Source organism: Snodgrassella sp. CS2, assembly GCF_050310315.1.
GTDB lineage: Bacteria > Pseudomonadota > Gammaproteobacteria > Burkholderiales > Neisseriaceae > Snodgrassella > Snodgrassella alvi_E.
Map to the genome: position 1 here is coordinate 252097 of NZ_JBNPBA010000002.1, position 19203 is coordinate 271299.

General features: G+C 45.5%; 18 protein-coding genes. 7 read left to right on the forward strand and 11 right to left on the reverse strand.

The features are described from left to right. Positions 1-69: 69 nt before the first annotated feature. The 9 genes from ppk1 to aroQ form a co-directional block, all read right to left on the reverse strand. The gene (gene ppk1, locus ACQP6D_RS04875; protein ID WP_370388230.1) at positions 70-2133 is read right to left on the reverse strand and encodes a polyphosphate kinase 1; all 2064 of its coding nucleotides are present in this window, start codon (positions 2131-2133) and stop codon (positions 70-72) included. Positions 2134-2218: 85 nt separating this feature from the next. Then, positions 2219-2770 (reverse strand): serine acetyltransferase, encoded by a 552-nt coding sequence (locus ACQP6D_RS04880; RefSeq protein WP_427857587.1) that lies wholly within the window; start codon positions 2768-2770, stop codon positions 2219-2221. Between the two features lie 73 nt (positions 2771-2843). Next, the gene (locus ACQP6D_RS04885) at positions 2844-3116 is read right to left on the reverse strand and encodes an oxidative damage protection protein (RefSeq protein WP_100140344.1); all 273 of its coding nucleotides are present in this window, start codon (positions 3114-3116) and stop codon (positions 2844-2846) included. A 62-nt stretch (positions 3117-3178) separates the two neighbouring features. Beyond that, entirely contained in the window at positions 3179-4516 is a 1338-nt protein-coding gene (gene argA, locus ACQP6D_RS04890; protein WP_267390581.1) for an amino-acid N-acetyltransferase, read from the reverse strand. Beyond that, positions 4513-5310: a hypothetical protein gene (locus tag ACQP6D_RS04895; RefSeq protein ID WP_267390580.1), complete on the reverse strand. Its 798-nt coding sequence runs from the start codon at positions 5308-5310 to the stop codon at positions 4513-4515. Before ACQP6D_RS04895 ends, argA begins: the two co-directional genes overlap by 4 nt. 121 nt (positions 5311-5431) lie before the next feature. Beyond that, entirely contained in the window at positions 5432-6328 is an 897-nt protein-coding gene (gene prmA / locus ACQP6D_RS04900; RefSeq protein ID WP_267390578.1) for a 50S ribosomal protein L11 methyltransferase, read from the reverse strand. A gap of 93 nt (positions 6329-6421) precedes the next feature. Further along, the gene (gene accC / locus ACQP6D_RS04905) at positions 6422-7780 is read right to left on the reverse strand and encodes an acetyl-CoA carboxylase biotin carboxylase subunit (RefSeq protein ID WP_100140340.1); all 1359 of its coding nucleotides are present in this window, start codon (positions 7778-7780) and stop codon (positions 6422-6424) included. Positions 7781-7825: 45 nt separating this feature from the next. Further along, complete coding sequence (gene accB, locus ACQP6D_RS04910; protein ID WP_427857588.1) at positions 7826-8290, reverse strand: acetyl-CoA carboxylase biotin carboxyl carrier protein; 465 nt, start codon at positions 8288-8290, stop codon at positions 7826-7828. A 42-nt stretch (positions 8291-8332) separates the two neighbouring features. Next, a complete protein-coding gene (gene aroQ / locus ACQP6D_RS04915; RefSeq protein WP_100157237.1) occupies positions 8333-8791 on the reverse strand; it encodes a type II 3-dehydroquinate dehydratase in 459 nt (152 codons plus the stop codon). Positions 8792-9042: 251 nt separating this feature from the next. Here aroQ and queA point away from each other — a divergent pair, with 251 nt between their 5' ends. From queA to ACQP6D_RS04930, 3 genes are all read left to right on the forward strand, one after another. After that, on the forward strand, positions 9043-10086 hold the full coding sequence (gene queA / locus ACQP6D_RS04920) for a tRNA preQ1(34) S-adenosylmethionine ribosyltransferase-isomerase QueA (RefSeq protein ID WP_427857589.1): 1044 nt from the start codon (positions 9043-9045) through the stop codon (positions 10084-10086). Between the two features lie 19 nt (positions 10087-10105). After that, positions 10106-10492 carry a lactoylglutathione lyase gene (gene gloA, locus ACQP6D_RS04925; RefSeq protein ID WP_267408450.1) on the forward strand — a complete coding sequence of 129 codons (387 nt, stop codon included), beginning with the start codon at positions 10106-10108 and terminating at the stop codon, positions 10490-10492. A 651-nt stretch (positions 10493-11143) separates the two neighbouring features. Continuing rightward, on the forward strand, positions 11144-12085 hold the full coding sequence (locus ACQP6D_RS04930) for an ABC transporter substrate-binding protein (RefSeq protein ID WP_427857590.1): 942 nt from the start codon (positions 11144-11146) through the stop codon (positions 12083-12085). Between the two features lie 123 nt (positions 12086-12208). On the opposite strand, the gene ACQP6D_RS04935 is transcribed toward ACQP6D_RS04930, so the two are convergent. Next, on the reverse strand, positions 12209-12355 hold the full coding sequence (locus ACQP6D_RS04935) for a hypothetical protein (protein WP_367418842.1): 147 nt from the start codon (positions 12353-12355) through the stop codon (positions 12209-12211). Between the two features lie 68 nt (positions 12356-12423). On the opposite strand from ACQP6D_RS04935, the gene ACQP6D_RS04940 reads away from it, so the two are divergent. Together ACQP6D_RS04940 and pntB are read left to right on the forward strand one after the other, a co-directional pair. Then, entirely contained in the window at positions 12424-13965 is a 1542-nt protein-coding gene (locus ACQP6D_RS04940; protein ID WP_427857591.1) for a Re/Si-specific NAD(P)(+) transhydrogenase subunit alpha, read from the forward strand. A gap of 12 nt (positions 13966-13977) precedes the next feature. After that, positions 13978-15357 carry a Re/Si-specific NAD(P)(+) transhydrogenase subunit beta gene (gene pntB, locus ACQP6D_RS04945; RefSeq protein WP_427857592.1) on the forward strand — a complete coding sequence of 460 codons (1380 nt, stop codon included), beginning with the start codon at positions 13978-13980 and terminating at the stop codon, positions 15355-15357. Positions 15358-15521: 164 nt separating this feature from the next. On the opposite strand, the gene mog is transcribed toward pntB, so the two are convergent. Next, positions 15522-16097 (reverse strand): molybdopterin adenylyltransferase, encoded by a 576-nt coding sequence (gene mog, locus ACQP6D_RS04950; protein WP_427857593.1) that lies wholly within the window; start codon positions 16095-16097, stop codon positions 15522-15524. 68 nt (positions 16098-16165) lie between these two features. Here mog and moaC point away from each other — a divergent pair, with 68 nt between their 5' ends. Both moaC and ACQP6D_RS04960 read left to right on the forward strand, forming a co-directional pair. Next, on the forward strand, positions 16166-16651 hold the full coding sequence (gene moaC, locus ACQP6D_RS04955) for a cyclic pyranopterin monophosphate synthase MoaC (protein ID WP_267390562.1): 486 nt from the start codon (positions 16166-16168) through the stop codon (positions 16649-16651). Between the two features lie 1234 nt (positions 16652-17885). Next, positions 17886-18641 (forward strand): XRE family transcriptional regulator, encoded by a 756-nt coding sequence (locus ACQP6D_RS04960; RefSeq protein ID WP_267390561.1) that lies wholly within the window; start codon positions 17886-17888, stop codon positions 18639-18641. Positions 18642-19203: the final 562 nt, after the last annotated feature.

Consider the following 19203-nt stretch of genomic DNA (forward strand, 5'->3'; position numbering starts at 1 on the left):
CATGGCACTGGCTAAACTGCTTGCTGCAATATTATTTCAGCTCTATGGCTCTTAGAGTGTTTCACCGCTTTATTGCTGCCGATAGCGTTCAATCAGCAAATTCTGCATATTGGTTGGCTGTTCGTTGGTGGCTGGTTTAATACGCTGATACTGACCATCCGGCTGCATTTGCCACGCACACTGATTATCGGCCAAAGCGAGCATCAGTGTTTCCTTAATTATACGTTGTTTCAGCTCTGGTGTTTCGATTGGTGTGCAGATTTCCACGCGGCGAAAGAGATTTCTTCCCATCCAGTCGGCGCTGGATATCCAGACTTTGGTATCACCACCATTTTCAAAATAGAATACCCGTGCATGTTCGAGCAGACGGCCGACAATGGAACGCACGCGAATATTTTCCGACAGCCCTTTTACGCCAGGGCGCAGCACACACATCCCACGCACAATCAATTCAATCTGCACCCCAGCCTGACTGGCTGCATATAATGCTTCGACTATGGTGGGTTCGACCAGTGCATTCATTTTGGCTATGATGCGTGCGGTTTTGCCGGCTTTTGCTTGTTCGATTTCGCCGTTGATGCTGTTAAGCAGCATTTTGTGCAGCGTAAACGGGCTCTGGGCGATTTTATTCAGATGATTCGGTTGCCCCAGTCCGGTGATTTCCATGAATACGGTGTTGACATCGACACTGATATCGCGGTTGCAGGTCATCAGGCCGAGATCTGTATAGATGCGGCTGGTACCTTGATGGTAATTGCCAGTGCTGACATGAGCATAACGTTTCAGGATACCTTCTTCACGGCGTACAATCAGTGCCATTTTGGCATGCACTTTGTAGCCGAAGACACCATAGACAACGTGGGCGCCGGCTGCTTCTAGCTGGCCAGCCCAGTTTAGGTTGGTTTCTTCATCAAATCGTGCCATCAGTTCGACAACGACAGTAACTTGTTTGCCACTTACTGCTGCTTTCATCAGTGCTTTGACTAAATCGGAGTTACTGCCGGTACGGTAGATGGTCATTTTAATGGCGACAACCTGTGGGTCATCCGCTGCTTCTTGAATCAGACGCACCGTTGGCTCAAAAGACTGATAAGGGTGATACAGCAGAACATCCCGCTGGCTAATGATGCTGAATAGATCGCGGTTTTTACTCAGTAAGGCTGGTGTGCCAGGAATAAAGGGAGTAAATTTTAAATCGTTACGTTCTACCATATCGGGTACCGCCATCAGACGTACCAGATTCACCGGCCCATTCACTCGATACAGTTCATCTCGTCCGAGATGAAAGTGGCTGAGTAGAAAATCGTATACATGTGCCGGACAGTTGTCGGCTACTTCAAGCCGCACGCCCTCACCGTACTGGCGTCCCTGTAGTTCACCCGCTATCGCAGTACGCAAATTTTCCAAATCTTCTTCGTCCACGCTTAAGTCGCTATCGCGGGTGATGCGAAATTGGTAGCAGCCTTTGACGGTCATGCCGGTAAAGAGGGTATGTACATGAGCATGCAAAATGGAAGACAGGAATACGAAACCATCGTGGCCATTGCATAATTCTCTAGGCATTTTCAGTACCCGCGGCAGAATGCGCGGTGCCTGTACGATGGCCATTCCGCCTGTGCGTCCGAAAGCATCTTTTCCTTCCAGCTCGACGGCGAAATTCAGTGATTTATTGAGTAAGCGCGGAAATGGATGCGACGGATCCAGTCCAATAGGTGTCAGAATGGGCAACAGCTCATGACGGAAGTAATCGGCTACCCACTGCCGCTGAGCTTCGCTCCATGCACTGCGTGGATAAAAAGATATGCCTTCATTACGTAAAGCTGGAATCAATTCGTCGTTAAATAGGCGATATTGCTCAGCAATGATGGCATGTGCTTCTTTGGTGACATGGGCAATAACGGTGTCCGGCAGTTCGCCGTTGGCCAGAGGGGTATGTGGTGACAAAGCACGGGTACGGCGCAGCCAAGCCATGCGTACTTCGAAAAATTCATCCAGATTGGAGGAAACAATGCACAAAAAGCGTAAACGTTCGAGCAGTGGAACCTGTGTATCCTGTGCCTGTGCCAGAACGCGACGGTTGAATGCGAGCAGGCTGAGTTCACGACAGAGTAGATGCGGCTTAGTTTCGGACATGGAGCATACCTGTTACTGTCATTTAGAGTAAGAGAGTGTCAGTTTGGTTTTAATTAGTTAACATTCGCACTGTTTTGGCTGTAGGTCAAGTTTTGTCTGCTGCCATTGGTGGCCAGCGGTTGTGGATAAACTGTGCGGGGTGATGATAATTCAGAACTTTGGCATAATTTCCGGCAGCGGTGGCGTTGGCTGGTATGTTTTTGGTAACGACACTGCCCGCACCAATGGTGGCGTTGTCGCCGATGTAAACATTTTCAATTAGGTTACAGTTGGGACCAATGTAGACATTGTTGCCTATTCTGGCTGCCGGTCCGATGTTGGCACCGATAACAGTATAGGGGGACAGGTTGACATTCTCACCCAGCCGTGCGCTGCTATTAATGATTAATGGACCACCATGACCGATATAGAGTCCATAGCCGATGGGCGTACGCGGGCTAATGATGATACCGCTGCGGTGCTTCTGCCAGACATACATCGGGTAAGCCAATTTGCGCCATGTGCTTGTGGCTGAAGCCAGCCGCAGCCAGCAGGTAAATCGAAAGCCACGATTACATAGATAATGACGTAGGAAAGCACGCCAATCTGTTCGGCCACTGTAACGATATAAATCACTTTTAATAAGCTGTATCACCATAAAAACTATATTACCTTAATCTGGCAAAAGAAAAGGCTGTGTACCTGCTAAGCAGGCTGACAGCCTTTACTGATTATTCTTCTGGTGGAGTGTAACCGCTGATGTGGTCGGCGCCATCTCCGAAGAAGTAATTTTCCATTTGCTGGGTGATATATTGACGCGCACGTGGATCTGCCAGACTAAGCCGGTTTTCGTTAATAATCATGGTTTGATAACGTAACCAGCCGTCCCAGGCTTCCTGCGATACATTATCGTAAATGCGTTTACCTAGTTCATTGGGGAAAGGCGGAAATTTCAATCCGGGTGCTTCTTTGCCCAGTTTGACGCAATGCACCATATGACTCATGTGTCTTCCTTTATGGCAATCGGGGAAAAGGTAGATTGTAAAAGATTTTGGGCTGGTTGCGTTTAAAGCTGACGGCTAAATATTTTAGACTGGCGTTTATTGCTGGTGTATTGCTGCTGCCGCTCTATAGGTAATTGCGTCAGTGTGGCTGGGGTAAAGCCGCGCTCGACGAACCAGTCACCGGTGTGGGTACTTAACGCAAACAGTGTTTGAAGCTGCAATTGCCGTGCCTGTTTAATAACATGTGCCAGTAATAGTTCACCGTATCCGCGTGCGCGAGCAGACGGAGAAACAATCAGGCATGCCAGCTCGCCGGCTTGTGCCTCAGGGTAAACATGCAGTGCCACACAGCCATATACGTAGCAATCTTGCTCGAGCACGAAAAACTCTTGAATGTGGTTTTCCATATATTCACTGTCGCGCGGCAACAGTATACCGCTTGCCTCCAGCGGGGCAATGAGTTGCAGGATATCACCGATGTCTTTGTTTTCAGCCGGCCGCACACGCATAAACGGCGCTTTAGCCATTGCCGTACCGCTACCTTCACGCGTGAAAAGCTCCTGTAGCAAGCTGCCGTCCTGTAGACCGGATACGACATGGACGCGTTGTACGCCATGCTCCAGTACGTGTGCTGCTGTCTGCAAAAGTTCGGTCTGGCGTTTATTCATTACGCTCTTGGCCAGCAATTGGCTGATTTCAATGCAATTGAGTTCACTGATGGTTTGCTGCTGTTCATCGAGCAAACCCGGTTGTGTACCCAAAAAAATCAGTTTTTCTGCATGAATGGCTTCTGCCACAGCCTGAGCAACTTCATTGACCTGCAAACGGTAGCACTGGCCACTAAGCGAGTGGCCTATCGGGCTGATTAATACTAGCTGATTATGAGCCAGCCGTTCTTCAATGGCAGCTGCATCAACTTTACGAACACAGCCGCTGTAACTCATATCGACACCGTTAATCACGCCTAATGGTTTGGCGCGCAGAAAATTTCCGCCAGCAAGACGTACATTGGGTGCACTGTGCTCCATAACTTGTGTCGGTATCATCGACAAGGAAGCTTCCAGATTAAAACGGGCAATGCCGCTGGCTTGTTTGACTAATTCCAGAGCGCGTTCATCGGTAATGGGATTTTCGTCGATGCTGTTGGCTGTGTTCTGACCGGCTATAGCCTGTATAAACTGGCTGCAACCGTGAATGATAACCAAGCGCATACCCAAACTGGTCAGTAGCAGAATATCGGCGGCTAGTGCAGGTAGTTTGTTGCTGACCAGTACGTGGCTGCTGATGGCCAGTACCACTGTTTTACCGTTTAGATGATGAATATACGGTGAGGCTTGGCGAAAGTCGTGAACAAAACGGTGATTGTGAAAATTGTCCTGATTACCTGTTGAGGTGCTCATTTTACTGCCATTAAATAAAATAACTGCATCATTAGCACAGTAAGTGCAACAATGGTGGCCAGTGTCCAGTTAAATTCTTTGGATAATTTGTCCTGCTGGTGATGCAAGAATTCGGTTTTGGCGTGGATGGCATCGGTTTTTTCGATAGCATCATTGAGCAATAATGGTACATCCGCCTGATTTGGATTGTCATTAGGCAATAAGGTAAAAACAAGATTATTCAGGTTATTCACATTGCTGTTCATGGCAATATTAGTAGTGTTTTCTTCGGCAACCGGTATCGGAGTGTTGCTTGTGGCCGGTGTTTCTTTTTCCGGTTGTGGTATCGGTGCCGGATTGAGCAGCAGTTCGCTGCTGGCTAGCTGCGGCTGAGGCTTATGCAGCTGCTCTGGTTCCGGTTCGGTTACTGTAGGCAAACGGATTTCTATTTTGTTGGATACCTGATTCAGCAGGGTATTCAAATTCGGCCGTTTGTCGATGACAGCCGTGTTTTTAGGGGTAGGTGCACTGGTAAATATCTGTGCCCGTCTGCTACTGGGCTGATTGAGATTCAGTGCGCTGGAAAGCATATCCATGACCTCATCAGCATTTGATACTTGTTTCTCGGCAGCAGAGTTCTGTTTTTTACCGGCTGACGCTGGCGGGGTGACGTTTTTATTGGTGCGGATTTTTGAGACCACCGTAAATTGATGCTGACACTGCTGACACACAACACGTCCCCCGTCGCGCGGTGGTGTTGCAACGGTATTTTCTGTATGGCATTTGGGACAAATAACAGTAATTGTTTTAGACATGATTATTTCAGCAAACCAATATAATTAAAAGGAGTAATTCTGTTCTGTCAAACGTAAGGAGCCATTATTCTGTGTCAGTATGCCATACCAGTGCCATAAGGCAAATGACTAAGCAGTTTTATTATGCTCTTTTGCGGCCAGTAATGCATACCCAGCCTTCTAGTGTTCTGGGCGAATTCAGATCAAACCATTGCTGATAGATTTCACTGAGCTCTTCTGTCTGTTCAGCCAGAATACCCGAAAGCACGATCTGGCCGCCCGTACGGGTGCGTTCAGCCAGCATCTGCGCCAATAACCGCAACGGATTGGCCAGAATATTGGCAACGACAATATCAAACTGCTGTTCGGGCGGAAGGTCGTCCGGCAGGTAAAACTCGGCATGGACATGGTTCTGAAGTGCATTGTCTTCGCTGGCACGAAGCGCCTGCGAGTCAATGTCAACGCCACAAGCACGGCCACAGCCCAGTTTCAGAGCTGCTATGGTGAGAATGCCGGAGCCGCAGCCATAATCAAGCAGGGTTTCGCCACCACGTATATTTTTATCCAGCCATTGCAGACACAAATGAGTTGTTGGATGACTACCGGTACCAAAGGCCAAACCAGGGTCGAGTTGCAGATTGATTATGTCTGTATCGGCTGGCTGCTGGTGCCAAGATGGCGTAATCCACAGGCGAGATGAAATCTGAATCGGGTCAAACTGCGACTGTGTCAGTCTTACCCAGTCCTGCTCCGGAATAGTCTCTAGATAATACTGGGGCATTGGAAAGGCACAATCGCATGCAGCAGCAGAAACAATCGCTTCGATATCGGCATTTTCATCAAACAGTGCCACGATATTGCTTTGTTGCCACACTTGTTCGGCAGGCATATTCGGCTCGCCAAAAATTGGCTGCTCATTCTCGTTGCCGGCATTGGCGTCTTCAATGGCTGTACTTAGGGCACCGTTTTCTATCAGCGCGTCGGAGAGTCTGTCTACCTGCTCCTGAGAAACTGTGATGACAACTTGTTGGTAGTGCATGGCTTTTTATTACCGTAATTGGATGTTTTATAAAACTTCAGGCAGCCACTGCGGCTGCCTGCAAACAAAAGCGCAATGTATGCGTATTGTAAATTATTTTTGTGCTTCTTTGTGTTTTTGTAACCATTGTTCAAGATAGTGAATACTTTCACCACCTTGAATGAAGCCGGGATCGGCAAAAATGTCGCGGTGCAGGTTGGTATTGGTTTTAATACCGGTAATTGCTAGTTCCTGTAATGCAACGCTCATTTTGGCAATAGCTTCGTCGCGGTCACGACCATGGGTACATACCTTCCCGATCATACTGTCGTAGTAGGGTGGGACGGTGTAGCCCTGATAAATGTGGCTATCGATGCGTACGCCATTGCCACCAGGTTGGTGACAACTGGTAATTAGGCCGGGACTGGGTACAAAGGTGTAGGGATCTTCGGCATTGATGCGGCATTCGAACGCATGTCCCCGTAAGCAAATATCATCCTGTGTATAGGATAACGGCAGGCCGGAAGCTACGCGGATTTGCTCCTGTACTATATCCACGCCAGTAATCAGCTCAGTAATAGCATGCTCAACTTGTACACGTGTATTCATTTCAATGAAGAAAAATTCGCCATCTTCATACAGAAATTCAAATGTACCTGCACCACGATAGCCGATGCGCTGGCAGGCTGCTACACAGGCATTGCCGATACGCTCTCGTTCTTCAGGGGTAATAAATGGTGCCGGCGCTTCTTCAATAACTTTTTGGTGGCGCCGTTGCATGGAGCAGTCTCGCTCGCCTAGATAAATGGCGTGGCCATGTTCGTCGCATAATACCTGAATTTCAATATGGCGCGGTTTTTGTAAATAGCGCTCCATATACACGGCCGGATTGCCGAAGGCAGCACCGGCTTCGGTACGTGTCATTTCTACCGAAGAAAGAAGGTCTTCGGCTTTTTCTACTACGCGCATGCCACGGCCACCGCCGCCGCCAGAAGCTTTGATTATTACCGGATAGCCGACTTCAGCGCCAATTTTTTCAATTTCGTGCGGGTCTTCCGGTAGGGCGCCGTCGGAGCCGGGTACGCATGGCACGCCAGCAGCCTGCATGGCTTTTTTTGCGGAAACTTTGTCACCCATCTGGCGAATGGTTTCCGGCCGCGGGCCGATAAATACAAACCCGGATTGTTCTACCTGCTCGGCAAAACCGTCGTTTTCCGCCAGAAATCCATAGCCCGGATGGATGGCATCGGCATCGGTTACCTCAGCTGCAGAAATCAGGGCAGGAATGTTCAGATAACTTTGGGCAGAGCTGGCAGGGCCGATACATACGGATTCATCGGCCAATTTTACATGCAGGGCATCACGGTCGGCTTCTGAATGTACAGCCACAGTTGCAATGCCCATTTCATGGCAGGCGCGCAGAATGCGCAGCGCAATTTCGCCGCGATTGGCAATAAGAACTTTTTTTAACATAAGGCAGTACCTTGTAAGAAACGGGAAAGATTACTGAATTGAGGATTACTCAATAATAAACAGTGGTTCACCGAACTCTACAGGCTGCGCATTGGATACGAGAATTTCTTTTACTACGCCGCTGTGGTCAGCTTCGATTTCATTCATTAGTTTCATTGCTTCGATGATACATAGGGTATCGCCAGCATTAACAGTCTGACCTACCTCTACAAACGGGGCAGAAGTCGGACTGGCGGCACGGTAAAAAGTGCCGACCATAGGGGATTTAACGGCCTTGCTTAAGTCGGGGCCGGTTGTTTCAGGCGCACCAGCGGCTGCATTCTCTGTCGTTGCAGCTGCTGGTGCGGCCATGATGGCAGGCTGCTGCATTGGTGCAGCATACATCTGCTGCTGGTTGGCGGCAGTGGTACGGGTAATGCGTACTTTTTCCTCACCTTCGGTTACTTCGATTTCGGCAATGCCGGACTCTTCTACCAAATCAATGAGTTTTTTAAGTTTACGTAAATCCATAATGATGAACCCTTGTGTGATTGGAGCTGGCCGCAATAGGTATTAGTGTTGGCGGCCGGTCTCTTGAATGTATTCAATTGCCCGATGTAATGCTGCTTCATAGCCGTACACGCCCAGACCGCAGATTACCCCTAGGGCAATATCAGAGAGATAGGAATGGCGCCGAAATGCTTCGCGTGCATGTACATTGGATATATGTACTTCGATAAATGGTTTGCCGGCAGCGGCAAAAGCGTCGCGGATGGCTACACTGGTATGTGTGAACGCGCCCGGATTGATGATTATGAAGCGGGTATCGTCGGATAAAGCCGCCTGAATCCGCTCAATCAAGATGTGTTCGGCATTGCTTTGTAATGTTTCCAATGTCATACCGGCTGCCTGTGCCTGTTGTTGCAGCTTCTGATTAATGTCTGCCAGTGTGGTCTGACCATATATATGCGGTTCGCGCACCCCTAATAGATTGAGATTGGGGCCGTTTAAAACCAGAATTGAGGCACTCATAAAATGTTTGGTTTTTGCAAAATTGCGCCATTTTTGCCGAAAATGAGCGCAAATGTCCAGTATTTTTGTATTTTTTTGATTATTTAAACCATGGTTTTGTCTGCCGTGGTGTGCTTGCGGCCTTATTTTGCTTGCTCCTGCCGGCACCAGCTGGTGCGGACTCTGTAGCGGGCTTGTGATGTGGTTGGCTGTTTTTCAGTATGAGCCGGTAGGCATATAATACGACTTTTGCCTTGTTCAAGCACGTATACATGCATATAAATGATTTTGATTTTGATTTACCGCCTCACCTGATTGCACAGCATCCGCCGGCTGTACGTGGCAGTAGCCGTTTATTGGTGGCTTTGCCGGGACAGTCACCTGTTGACAGTAAGTTTACCTGTTTGGCCGATTATGTGGCTGCCGGTGATGTGCTGGTGTTTAATAATACGCGGGTAATGAAGGCGCGTCTGTTTGGCCATAAGGCCAGCGGCGGCCAGATTGAGGCGCTGATTGAACGAGTGCTGGACGCACATACGGCGCTGGCGCATGTGCGCTCCTCTAAATCGCCAAAGCCCGGTACGGAGCTGATTTTCGAAGGAGGTTTGCATGCACAGATGCAGGCACGGCAAGGTGAACTGTTTGTACTGCATTTTGCCGGTACGCAGACAGTATGGGAATTGCTGGCTGCTCACGGCCATTTGCCATTGCCACCTTATATTACCCGCTCAGCGGATGATGACGATGATGAGCGCTACCAGACGGTGTATGCCAAATATGAGGGGGCAGTGGCTGCGCCCACTGCTGGTCTACATTTCACCGATACTATTTTGCAACAGCTGCGAGATAAAGGGGTGCATCTGACGGAAGTCACCTTGCATGTTGGTGCCGGTACTTTTCAGCCGGTACGGGTGGAAAATATTGCTGAGCATCACATGCACAGTGAATGGTATGACGTGAGTGAAACTGTGGTAGCTGAAATTGAGGCAGCCCATGCACGGGGCAATAAAGTTTGGGCAGTGGGCACCACAGCGGTGCGGGCATTGGAATCTGCCGCACGCAGTGGCAAGTTGCAGGCTGGTCAGGGTGACACCAATATTTTTATTACACCCGGATACCAGTTTAAGGTGATTGACCGTATGATTACTAATTTTCACCTGCCTAAATCCACGCTGTTAATGTTAGTTAGTGCGTTTAGTGGTTATGATGAAATCCGTGCTGTATACCAGCATGCGATTGCTGAGCATTATCGTTTTTTCAGTTATGGCGATGCTATGCTGCTCGGTAATCTAAGCCGAATTGGACAGAATAATTAAAATAGAAAAGGAAACAATTATGAGAATGTTACATACTATGCTGCGTGTGGGTGATTTGGATAAATCATTGGCGTTTTATCAGGATGTGCTGGGCATGAAGCTGTTGCGCCGTGAAGATTTTCCTGGTGGCCGTTTTACGCTGGCATTTGTTGGTTATGGTGAGGAATCTGACACCACGGTGTTGGAACTGACCTATAACTGGGATACGCACGCGTATGATTTAGGAAGTGGTTACGGCCATATTGCTATTGAAGTAGACGATGCCTATGCTGCCTGTGATGCCGTACGTGCCAAAGGCTGTAAGGTGACTCGCGAGGCAGGCCCGATGCAGCACGGCACGACAGTGATTGCGTTTGTAGAGGATCCGGATGGATATAAAATAGAATTTATTCAAAAAAAGAACTAATTTCTCTTCTGGTAAAAGCTGGTTTTGAGCTTTTTCTACCAATACTTTTTCTCCGGCAAATGGTTAGCGTACATACTTATAGATTAAACGGGTGTTGAATGCTGTCTTTGCCGGTTTACTTTACTTTTTAATTCATCTGCTTAGGTATCTACACTGAAATACATTCTTAAACACGGCAGCCTGCAAAGTTTTTATAGGAATAGTGAAGGTGTGGCTGTCTCAGATATTGGCTGGCACTACTAGAAGGAGTGTGAGCCATTGGTCTGAAATATTTGCTAAGTTTTAATAAACAAATTTCGTGTATTTTGATATTGCTGGTTTTGGCAGGTAGTTTTCTGCTGCTGGCATGAGTTGATGTGTATTCTGCTGATTAGATTACGTTGTTTGTGTCGGTTGCGGAGAGTGTAGTGCCAATATTGTTTGCATCTTTGAATGAAAGAACAGGCTGGCAGATTGTGAGTGTTTTGCCTTGGTCTGATTATTGCCCGCTTCATTGGCTTTAAACTGCGTACATTCGGATACTTGAACAAGCTCTGCTATCTTTGTCAAACTCCTATAGTTAAGATTTCGTGTTTGTAACCATTGCAGACTGGACTTTTGTTTGTATATAAATGATAATAATTATCATTATTTTGTATTTAAGGGGATGTGATGATGAAAAAATTCTTGGCTGTGGTGGTATTGTCGGCGTTGGCTTTGGGGCTGAGTGCCTGTCAGACTAGTGCTTCAGTATCTGTTATTCAGGCTACGGATGAGGCAAAACGGCCGGCTTCGCCACAAAAAATTGTGGTGATGGATTTTGGCGCAATGGATACGCTGGATGCACTGGGTGCTGGTAGGCGAATAATTGCTGCACCAATTAGTAATTTGCCTACCTATTTGCACCAGTATCAGAATCGACAGTTACAAGATTCTGGCAAAATGAAAGAACCAGACATTGCTGCTATTCGGGCAGCCAAACCAGACTTGATTATTATGAGTGGGCGGCAAAATGCTTTTGCAAAAGAGTTAGAATCCATTGCACCAACGTTGAATTACTCGGTAAAGACTGATAGCAATTATTTTGCTAATGTACAAAAACAAATTCTTCTGCTAGGTAAGCTGGCAGGTCAGGAAGCTTTGGCGCAGCAGCAATTACAAGCGTTAGCCCTAAAAATGAATGCAGCACGTGAGTTGGCAGAGCACAGCACGCAGAAAGCCATTATAGTGCTGCATAATGATGGCAAGGTAATGCTGATGAATCAGGGTAGTTATCCAGCATTAATTTTTGATGAGCTGAAGATTAAACGTGCACTGAAGATAGATGAATTGCCGGTACAGCAAAGCAGTAAGGATGGCAAACCAACACGTTTAATGGTGGATAACAGCTTTATTACCCAATATCATCCAGATATAGTGTACGTTGTTGACCGCAGCAAAGCCATTGGAAATACCCCTATGCGTAATGATTATTTTGACAGCAGCGTGTTGCAACGTGCCGGTACCAGAGTGGTCTATCTGAGTGCAGATTTATGGTATCTATCAGGTAATGGGCTGGAAAGTTTGAATCAACAGATTGACGAAGTTGTCAAACCTTTGAATGATATTAACTAGATTTCAGTATGTGTTACATAAAAATCAGCCTTTATACACACACGGCTGGTTTTTTTATGTATTCATGTCTGCTGGAAGTTTTATGTTAAATATATATGCTAAGTGAATGTTTTGTTAAATTTTTTAAATCAGCGGAAATAACGACAAGGTTACAGTTGTGGCAGTGTATTTTTCGATAATATAGCGACTGTATTGTTGTAGCGAATCAGGCAAAGCTGGTTGATAGCCAGTGGGGGTTTTAAATAGGGGCTGGAGACCACTTTGAAACATTCATGAGCCTGTTACGCTGTGTTAACAAATAGTTTATTTAACGGCACCTTCCTCGGAAAGGAATAATAATGAAGATAGGTATTCCACGCGAATCACTTGCCGGTGAAACCAGAGTAGCGGCCACGCCGAAAACCGTTACACAACTGATTAAACTGGGGCATGAAGTTGTAGTTGAGCATGATGCCGGCAAAGCCGCCAGTCTGTCAGACGGATTGTATAGCGAAGCCGGTGCCACAATTACTGATACGGCTACGGTATGGCAGTGTCCGCTTATATTTAAAGTAAATGCGCCTAATGCTGACGAAATTACAGCCATGAATGAAGGCACGATTTTGGTTAGCTTTATTATGCCGGCTCAGCAGCCTGAGCTGCTAGGAAAGCTACAGGCGAAAAAAATTACCGTGCTGGCGATGGATATGGTGCCGCGTATTTCACGTGCACAGGCTATGGATGCTTTGTCTTCAATGGCCAATATTAGCGGCTACCGTGCTGTTATTGAAGCTGCAGAAAACTTCGGCCGCTTTTTTACTGGTCAGATTACCGCAGCCGGTAAAGTACCCCCTGCCGAAGTGCTGGTGATTGGTGCTGGAGTGGCTGGTCTAGCGGCGATTGGTACTGCTCGCCAGCTTGGAGCCGTAGTAAATGCATTTGATACCCGCCCCGAAGTGGCCGACCAAATCGAATCCATGGGCGGAAATTTCTTGCGTCTAGATTATCAGGAAGAAGAAAGCAGCAGTGGAGACGGTTACGCTAAAACCATGAGTGCTGCCTACATTGCAGCTGAAATGGAATTATTTGCAGCTCAGGCAAAACAAGTTGATATTATTATTACTACAGCAGCCATTCCGGGTAAGCCAGCACCTAAGCTGATTACCCGTGAAATGGTGGACAGTATGCGTGAAGGCTCGGTAATCGTGGATTTGGCAGCCGCTACAGGTGGCAACTGTGAATATACTGAGCCCGGTAAAATTGTTACCACTGCCAATGGCGTAAAAATAATCGGATATACCGATATGGCCAACCGCTTGGCCGGCCAGTCATCTCAGCTGTATGGTACCAATCTAGTAAATCTGGCGCGTTTGCTCACCCCTAATAAGGACGGTGAGCTGGCACTTAACTTTGAAGATGTCATTATTCGCAACATGACGGTTACCCACGCTGGCAACAGCATGTATCCGCCTCCACCGATACAGGTATCTGCTGCGCCCAAAGCAGCGGCTACAGCCGCTGCACCGGTTTCTGCGGCTGCACCAAGTGTTGCCCCTGATAAGAGCAATAAAAAAATTATCTGGGCGGCTATTGCCGTGATATTGATGTTATGGATTGGTGCTGTTGCACCGGTAGCGTTTCTTAACCACTTTATGGTGTTTGTCCTTTCCTGTGTAGTGGGCTACTTTGTGGTGTGGAATGTGAATCATGCCTTGCACACGCCGTTGATGTCGGTAACCAATGCGATCTCCGGCATTATTGTGGTCGGGGCATTGCTGCAAATCGGTCAGGGGCACGGTTTTGTATCCCTGCTTGCCTTTATTGCAGTGGCGATAGTCAGCGTAAATATTTTCGGCGGCTTTGCTGTTACCCGTCGTATGCTTAATATGTTTCGTAAGTAAGGGAGAAACAGGATGTCTCAAGGTATTGTAACTGCTGCCTACATCGTTGCCGCCGTATTGTTTATTCTGAGTCTGGCTGGATTATCGCAGCAGGAAAGTGCTAAACGTGGCTGCTATATGGGTATTGCGGGCATGGCCATTGCCCTGCTGGCTACTGCATTCAGTCAGGATGCGCACGGGCTGGGTTGGGTTATCATTGCCATGGTAATTGGCGCAGCAGTTGGCCTGCAACAGGCCAGAAAAGTAGAAATGACCCAAATGCCGGAGCTGATAGCCATGCTGCACAGCTTTGTGGGTCTGGCTGCTGTACTGGTTGGTTTTAACAGCTATATCGACCCGCACGATGTTGATACAGATATGTTCACCATTCACTTGATAGAAGTGTTTCTTGGTGTATTTATCGGTGCTGTCACTTTCAGCGGCTCATTAGTGGCGTGGGCCAAGCTGAATGGAAAAATGGCAAGTAAACCTTTGCAACTGCCGCACCGCCATCTGCTCAATCTGGGGGCACTGGTGTTGTCGTTTCTGTTGTTGCTGTGGTTTGTCGGTGCCGGAGGTTCTGGGTTTGCATTGATTGTCATGACACTGATTGCGCTTGCTTTTGGTTATCATCTGGTGGCTTCAATCGGCGGTGCCGATATGCCGGTAGTGATTTCCATGCTCAATTCGTACTCCGGTTGGGCTGCAGCTGCTGCTGGTTTTATGCTTAACAATGATTTACTGATTGTAACCGGTGCTCTGGTAGGTTCTTCCGGTGCCATCCTGTCGTATATTATGTGTCAGGCGATGAATCGTAAGTTTCTGGCAGTAATAGGCGGAGGATTTGGTTCGGCTCCAGTGGCTGCTGGTACCGAACAAACCCCTGCTGGTGAAGTTCAGGAAGTCAGGCCGGAACAAGTAGCTGAAACTCTTAAAAACGCTCATAGTGTTATCATCACACCGGGCTATGGCATGGCGGTGGCTCATGCTCAAAATGCTGTGGCAAGTATTACTGCTAAACTGCGCCAGCAGGGGGTAAATGTTCGTTTTGGCATCCATCCCGTAGCTGGTCGTCTGCCTGGACACATGAATGTGCTGCTGGCTGAAGCCAAAGTACCGTATGATATCGTACTGGAAATGGATGAAATCAATGATGATTTCAGCGATACCGATGTGATACTGGTTATTGGTGCCAATGATACTGTTAATCCGGCCGCGGTCACCGACCCAAACAGCCCGATTGCCGGTATGCCGGTGTTGCACGTATGGGAAGCGAAAAACGTAATTGTGTTTAAGCGTTCGATGCAGTCAGGCTATGCGGGCGTAGATAATCCACTGTTTTATGAAGAAAATGTTCGCATGTGCTTTGGTGATGCCAAGGCGACACTGGATGAAGTGGATAAAAACATCTAATCAAAAAAAACAGTCCGGATTTTTCCGGACTGTTTTTTCTTATTCAAGCACCGCCTTTTCTAACAGGTTAGAGGGGTGAATCTTTACTTTCCAAAATAGTGGCTTATTCATGAAAAAATACAATCTGCTCACATAAAGCAAGCAGACATAATCATGTATGCTGATCAGCGCTTAGGCATCACTACCGGACAAAAATCGGCATCGGTGTGAATCAATGGGCCGCCCATAGCGTCCACTGCAATCGGAACTGAAGCAAAAATACCCGGAATCAGCGTTTTACCACTTTCATCCTTAACACCGCCCAGTGTTTCCGCAATGGCAGAAGGTTTACCCGGAAGATTCAGTATAAGACTGCTACCACGTAATACCCCTACCTGACGCGATAAAATAGCAGTGGGTGTGAAGTGTAGGCTAATCTGCCGCATCAGTTCTCCAAAACCCGGGATCACACGATCAGCTATGGCCAGCGTAGCTTCCGGCGTAACATCGCGTAAATACGGACCGGTACCGCCGGTAGTGAGTATTAGTGGGCAGATTTCCTTATCGGCTAGCTGAATTAATTTTGCTTCAATCAAAGGCTGCTCATCTGGTATCAGATGCTCTACTAGCTCCAATGGATTCAGTACAGCTCGTTGCAACCATTTTTTTAACTCTGGCAAACCTTGATCCACATACACACCTCGGGAAGCACGGTCACTTATCGAGACCAATCCAATTTTCAATAAAGGCAACGCATCCATAGTTAGATCCACAGCATCCAAAAGGCAAATATTGTAATATAGACCTTTTAGCATGTCAGTGAAGCAAGATGATTTCAGACGAATTAACTCATTTCAATAATCGTGGTGAAGCGCATATGGTCGATGTTGGTGGCAAACCTCATAGCAAACGCATGGCCATTGCCAGCGGTAAAATCACGGTGAATGAAACTGCATATAATAAAATATTGGCTGGCGACAGCAAAAAAGGCGATGTATTGGGTATTGCCCGAATTGCCGCTATACAGGGTGCCAAGCAGACCAGTAGCCTGATTCCGCTATGCCATCCCATAGCGTTGACTAAAGTTAACGTAGATTTCTCCCTTAACAACATCGAGCGCAGCATCACCATCTGTGTGCAAACCGAAAATACTGGTCAAACGGGCGTGGAAATGGAAGCTTTAACCGCTGCCAGCGTTGGTTTGTTAACCATTTACGACATGCTTAAGGCTGTCGACCGCAGTATGGAAATTAGTCATATTTGCCTACAACACAAAGAAGGCGGGCAGTCTGGACTCTGGCAGCGCCACTCTTAAAACGTGTTTCTATTTATTTTCGGGATTTTTTAGGCTAAATATGCCAGCGCCAGTGTTGTAGTCTCAAAAATACGACTTAATCTGTTTCATTTTGTCACAGAGAAAACCATGCGTTCACTAGTTGGCTAAAGCAAAAACAACTCTGTATAGAGCTCGTAATCTAAAAAATAGGTACAGAATTCGCCAGTAAGAAAAGTTAACAATTTTCATTTTCTAAAGCTTTAGTCGTTTTTAACTTTAAATTAATTACCTTTATCATTTCACACTAAGGTGGATTAAGTCCGTATTTTAAGTGCAATTATAAGTTTAATCGCCTGATAGCAGATTCAATTCAGAATTCAAGCGCAAAAATATGTCTATCATAATTCTTTTGATGATTTAAATAAAATTTAATATTTTATATTTTTACATGAAATAATGAAGTTTAAATTTATAATATTAAAATTAATGATGAAAATTGAAATATGCTATATAAATTAATTTAGCATAAAAAATTGATAATATTATTAATGATAAAAAGCGTTTTATTTACAAATTAAAATTAAGAAATAGTTTCAAGTTTTTTATTATAGAATTGAAGTTATATTTAAATGGCCGTAAACTTTGTCAGAAATTATTGGCAGAAAAATATACAAAAGAGCAGTTTTAGATTTATAAATTTTAATTAAAATGGAAAAAATCAATGTTTATTACCAAAATAGTATTAAAAGCAGTTATATTACTGGATTAGAAAATTAGTTTTAAATTTAACATAGATTCACATGCAGAGACTTGTCAAGAGGCAATTGAATTCAGGAATATTGCCCTGCGATAGTGAAAATACAACTGAGGCAATAAATACCTTACCATTTTAACCTGTGGTTAGGCGCAAATTTACTTATGTCAGAGCATTTCCTTACACATGACAACATGGTATCATCAGCCCATACCCGATAAAGACACTAATATTGTGCTGCACTCGTGCTATTTATAGTATTAAATGCTATATCTGTAAGCTTAAATAGCAACTTTAGCTTATTTTTAATGTTAGCTTGAAATATATTTAATGTGTTGAGATGCAACTCCTAATATATTGGCATGCTAAATTATATAGCAAAAGTTATTTTTAGCAAGGTTTAATTTAAATTGGTATAGATAATTGTTGTATTTGATTAAGCTTTGAATTGTAAACGATTGTTTAGCAATATATTTTAAATTTAACTTTGCACGATTTTTATTTGAAGGTAATTCCAATATGGAAAATTTTAACGTCGGCTTTGCCTCAAGAATGCAAGAAGTAGTGGATATTCTTGGGAGCGTTTCAGAGTTATCCAGACGAGTAGAGGTGGCCTATCCAACTGCCTCAAAATGGGTGAAAGAAGGTGCCGAGCCTAGTACAACCAATCTGATTAAAATAGCGCGCGTTGCGCAAGTAAAGCTTGAATGGCTGGCAACCGGCAAAGGCAGCAAAATCGAACTGGATGGTTATAGCGAACAAGCTGATTTTTGCGCAAAACTGTCCAATCCGCTGGCTATGAATGCCACCATCAGTGAAGCTGGCTGTGAGTATATCCTACCAGTTAATGAAGTACATGCTCGTGATTTTGCTTTTATACCGGTTTGCTCCATTCAGAATGCAGATGATGTTGAAAGCAAAGAGAGCAAAATAGCATGTACTATTGCTTTTAACCGTAACTGGTTGGAAAACACCCTGAATATCGATCCACAGAAACTCAGCACGATGGTTGTTAAAGATGACAGCATGGCTGGTGTGCTTAATGATGGCGATCATGTATTAATTAATCATAGTAAAAAAGCCGGTGGTGATGGCTTGTATGTTTTGCGCATAGGCAAAAATATTTTGGTGAAACGCACCCAGCTCAAGCCAAACAACCAGTTATTAGTTACGTCAGCAAACAGTGCCTATGAGCCATTCAATATTGATTTAACAGATAGTGAACAGGATTTTGAAATTATCGGTAAAGTAGAATGGTTTGGCCGCAAAATCTAAACCATACCGTAATCTAAATCTGATATCTGCCTGCAATCAGGTACCAATAGTAAATATGGTGATACGATAAAAACCGTTGCAAATGTGCTAAGTTTGTTTTGTATTTCTTTTCACCAAGAAATTAGCTAGCTGTCGTTACTGTATACTGTACTGCCAGAGAAACAGAAAGCTACTGATAAAAAATATAGCGTAGTAGAGACGGCAAATAATATCGGTCATCTTTGTTTATGGATTTTTTCAGACAGGTAAAATGAAAAATAAATCCTGATTCGGCCTGTTCGTGTAAACAAATAAATCGAAGCATAGACAATTAGCCACACAGTCAGCACAAGTGCCTTGAGCACGTTCACATTGCTGATTGTGTGAGGCAAAATACTAAGCACAATTCCATTTTAATACCTACTGAACAACTGAAAATACGCTCAAATGTATTTGCAAAATGAGACAAAATTAACTGCTACTCCGAATTTTTATTACCGCTTCAGCTTACTAAAACAAATGCTGCTAAATTTCAGAATAATTATCTAAATCGAAAGACGTTCTATTTTGCAGTACGCTTTTG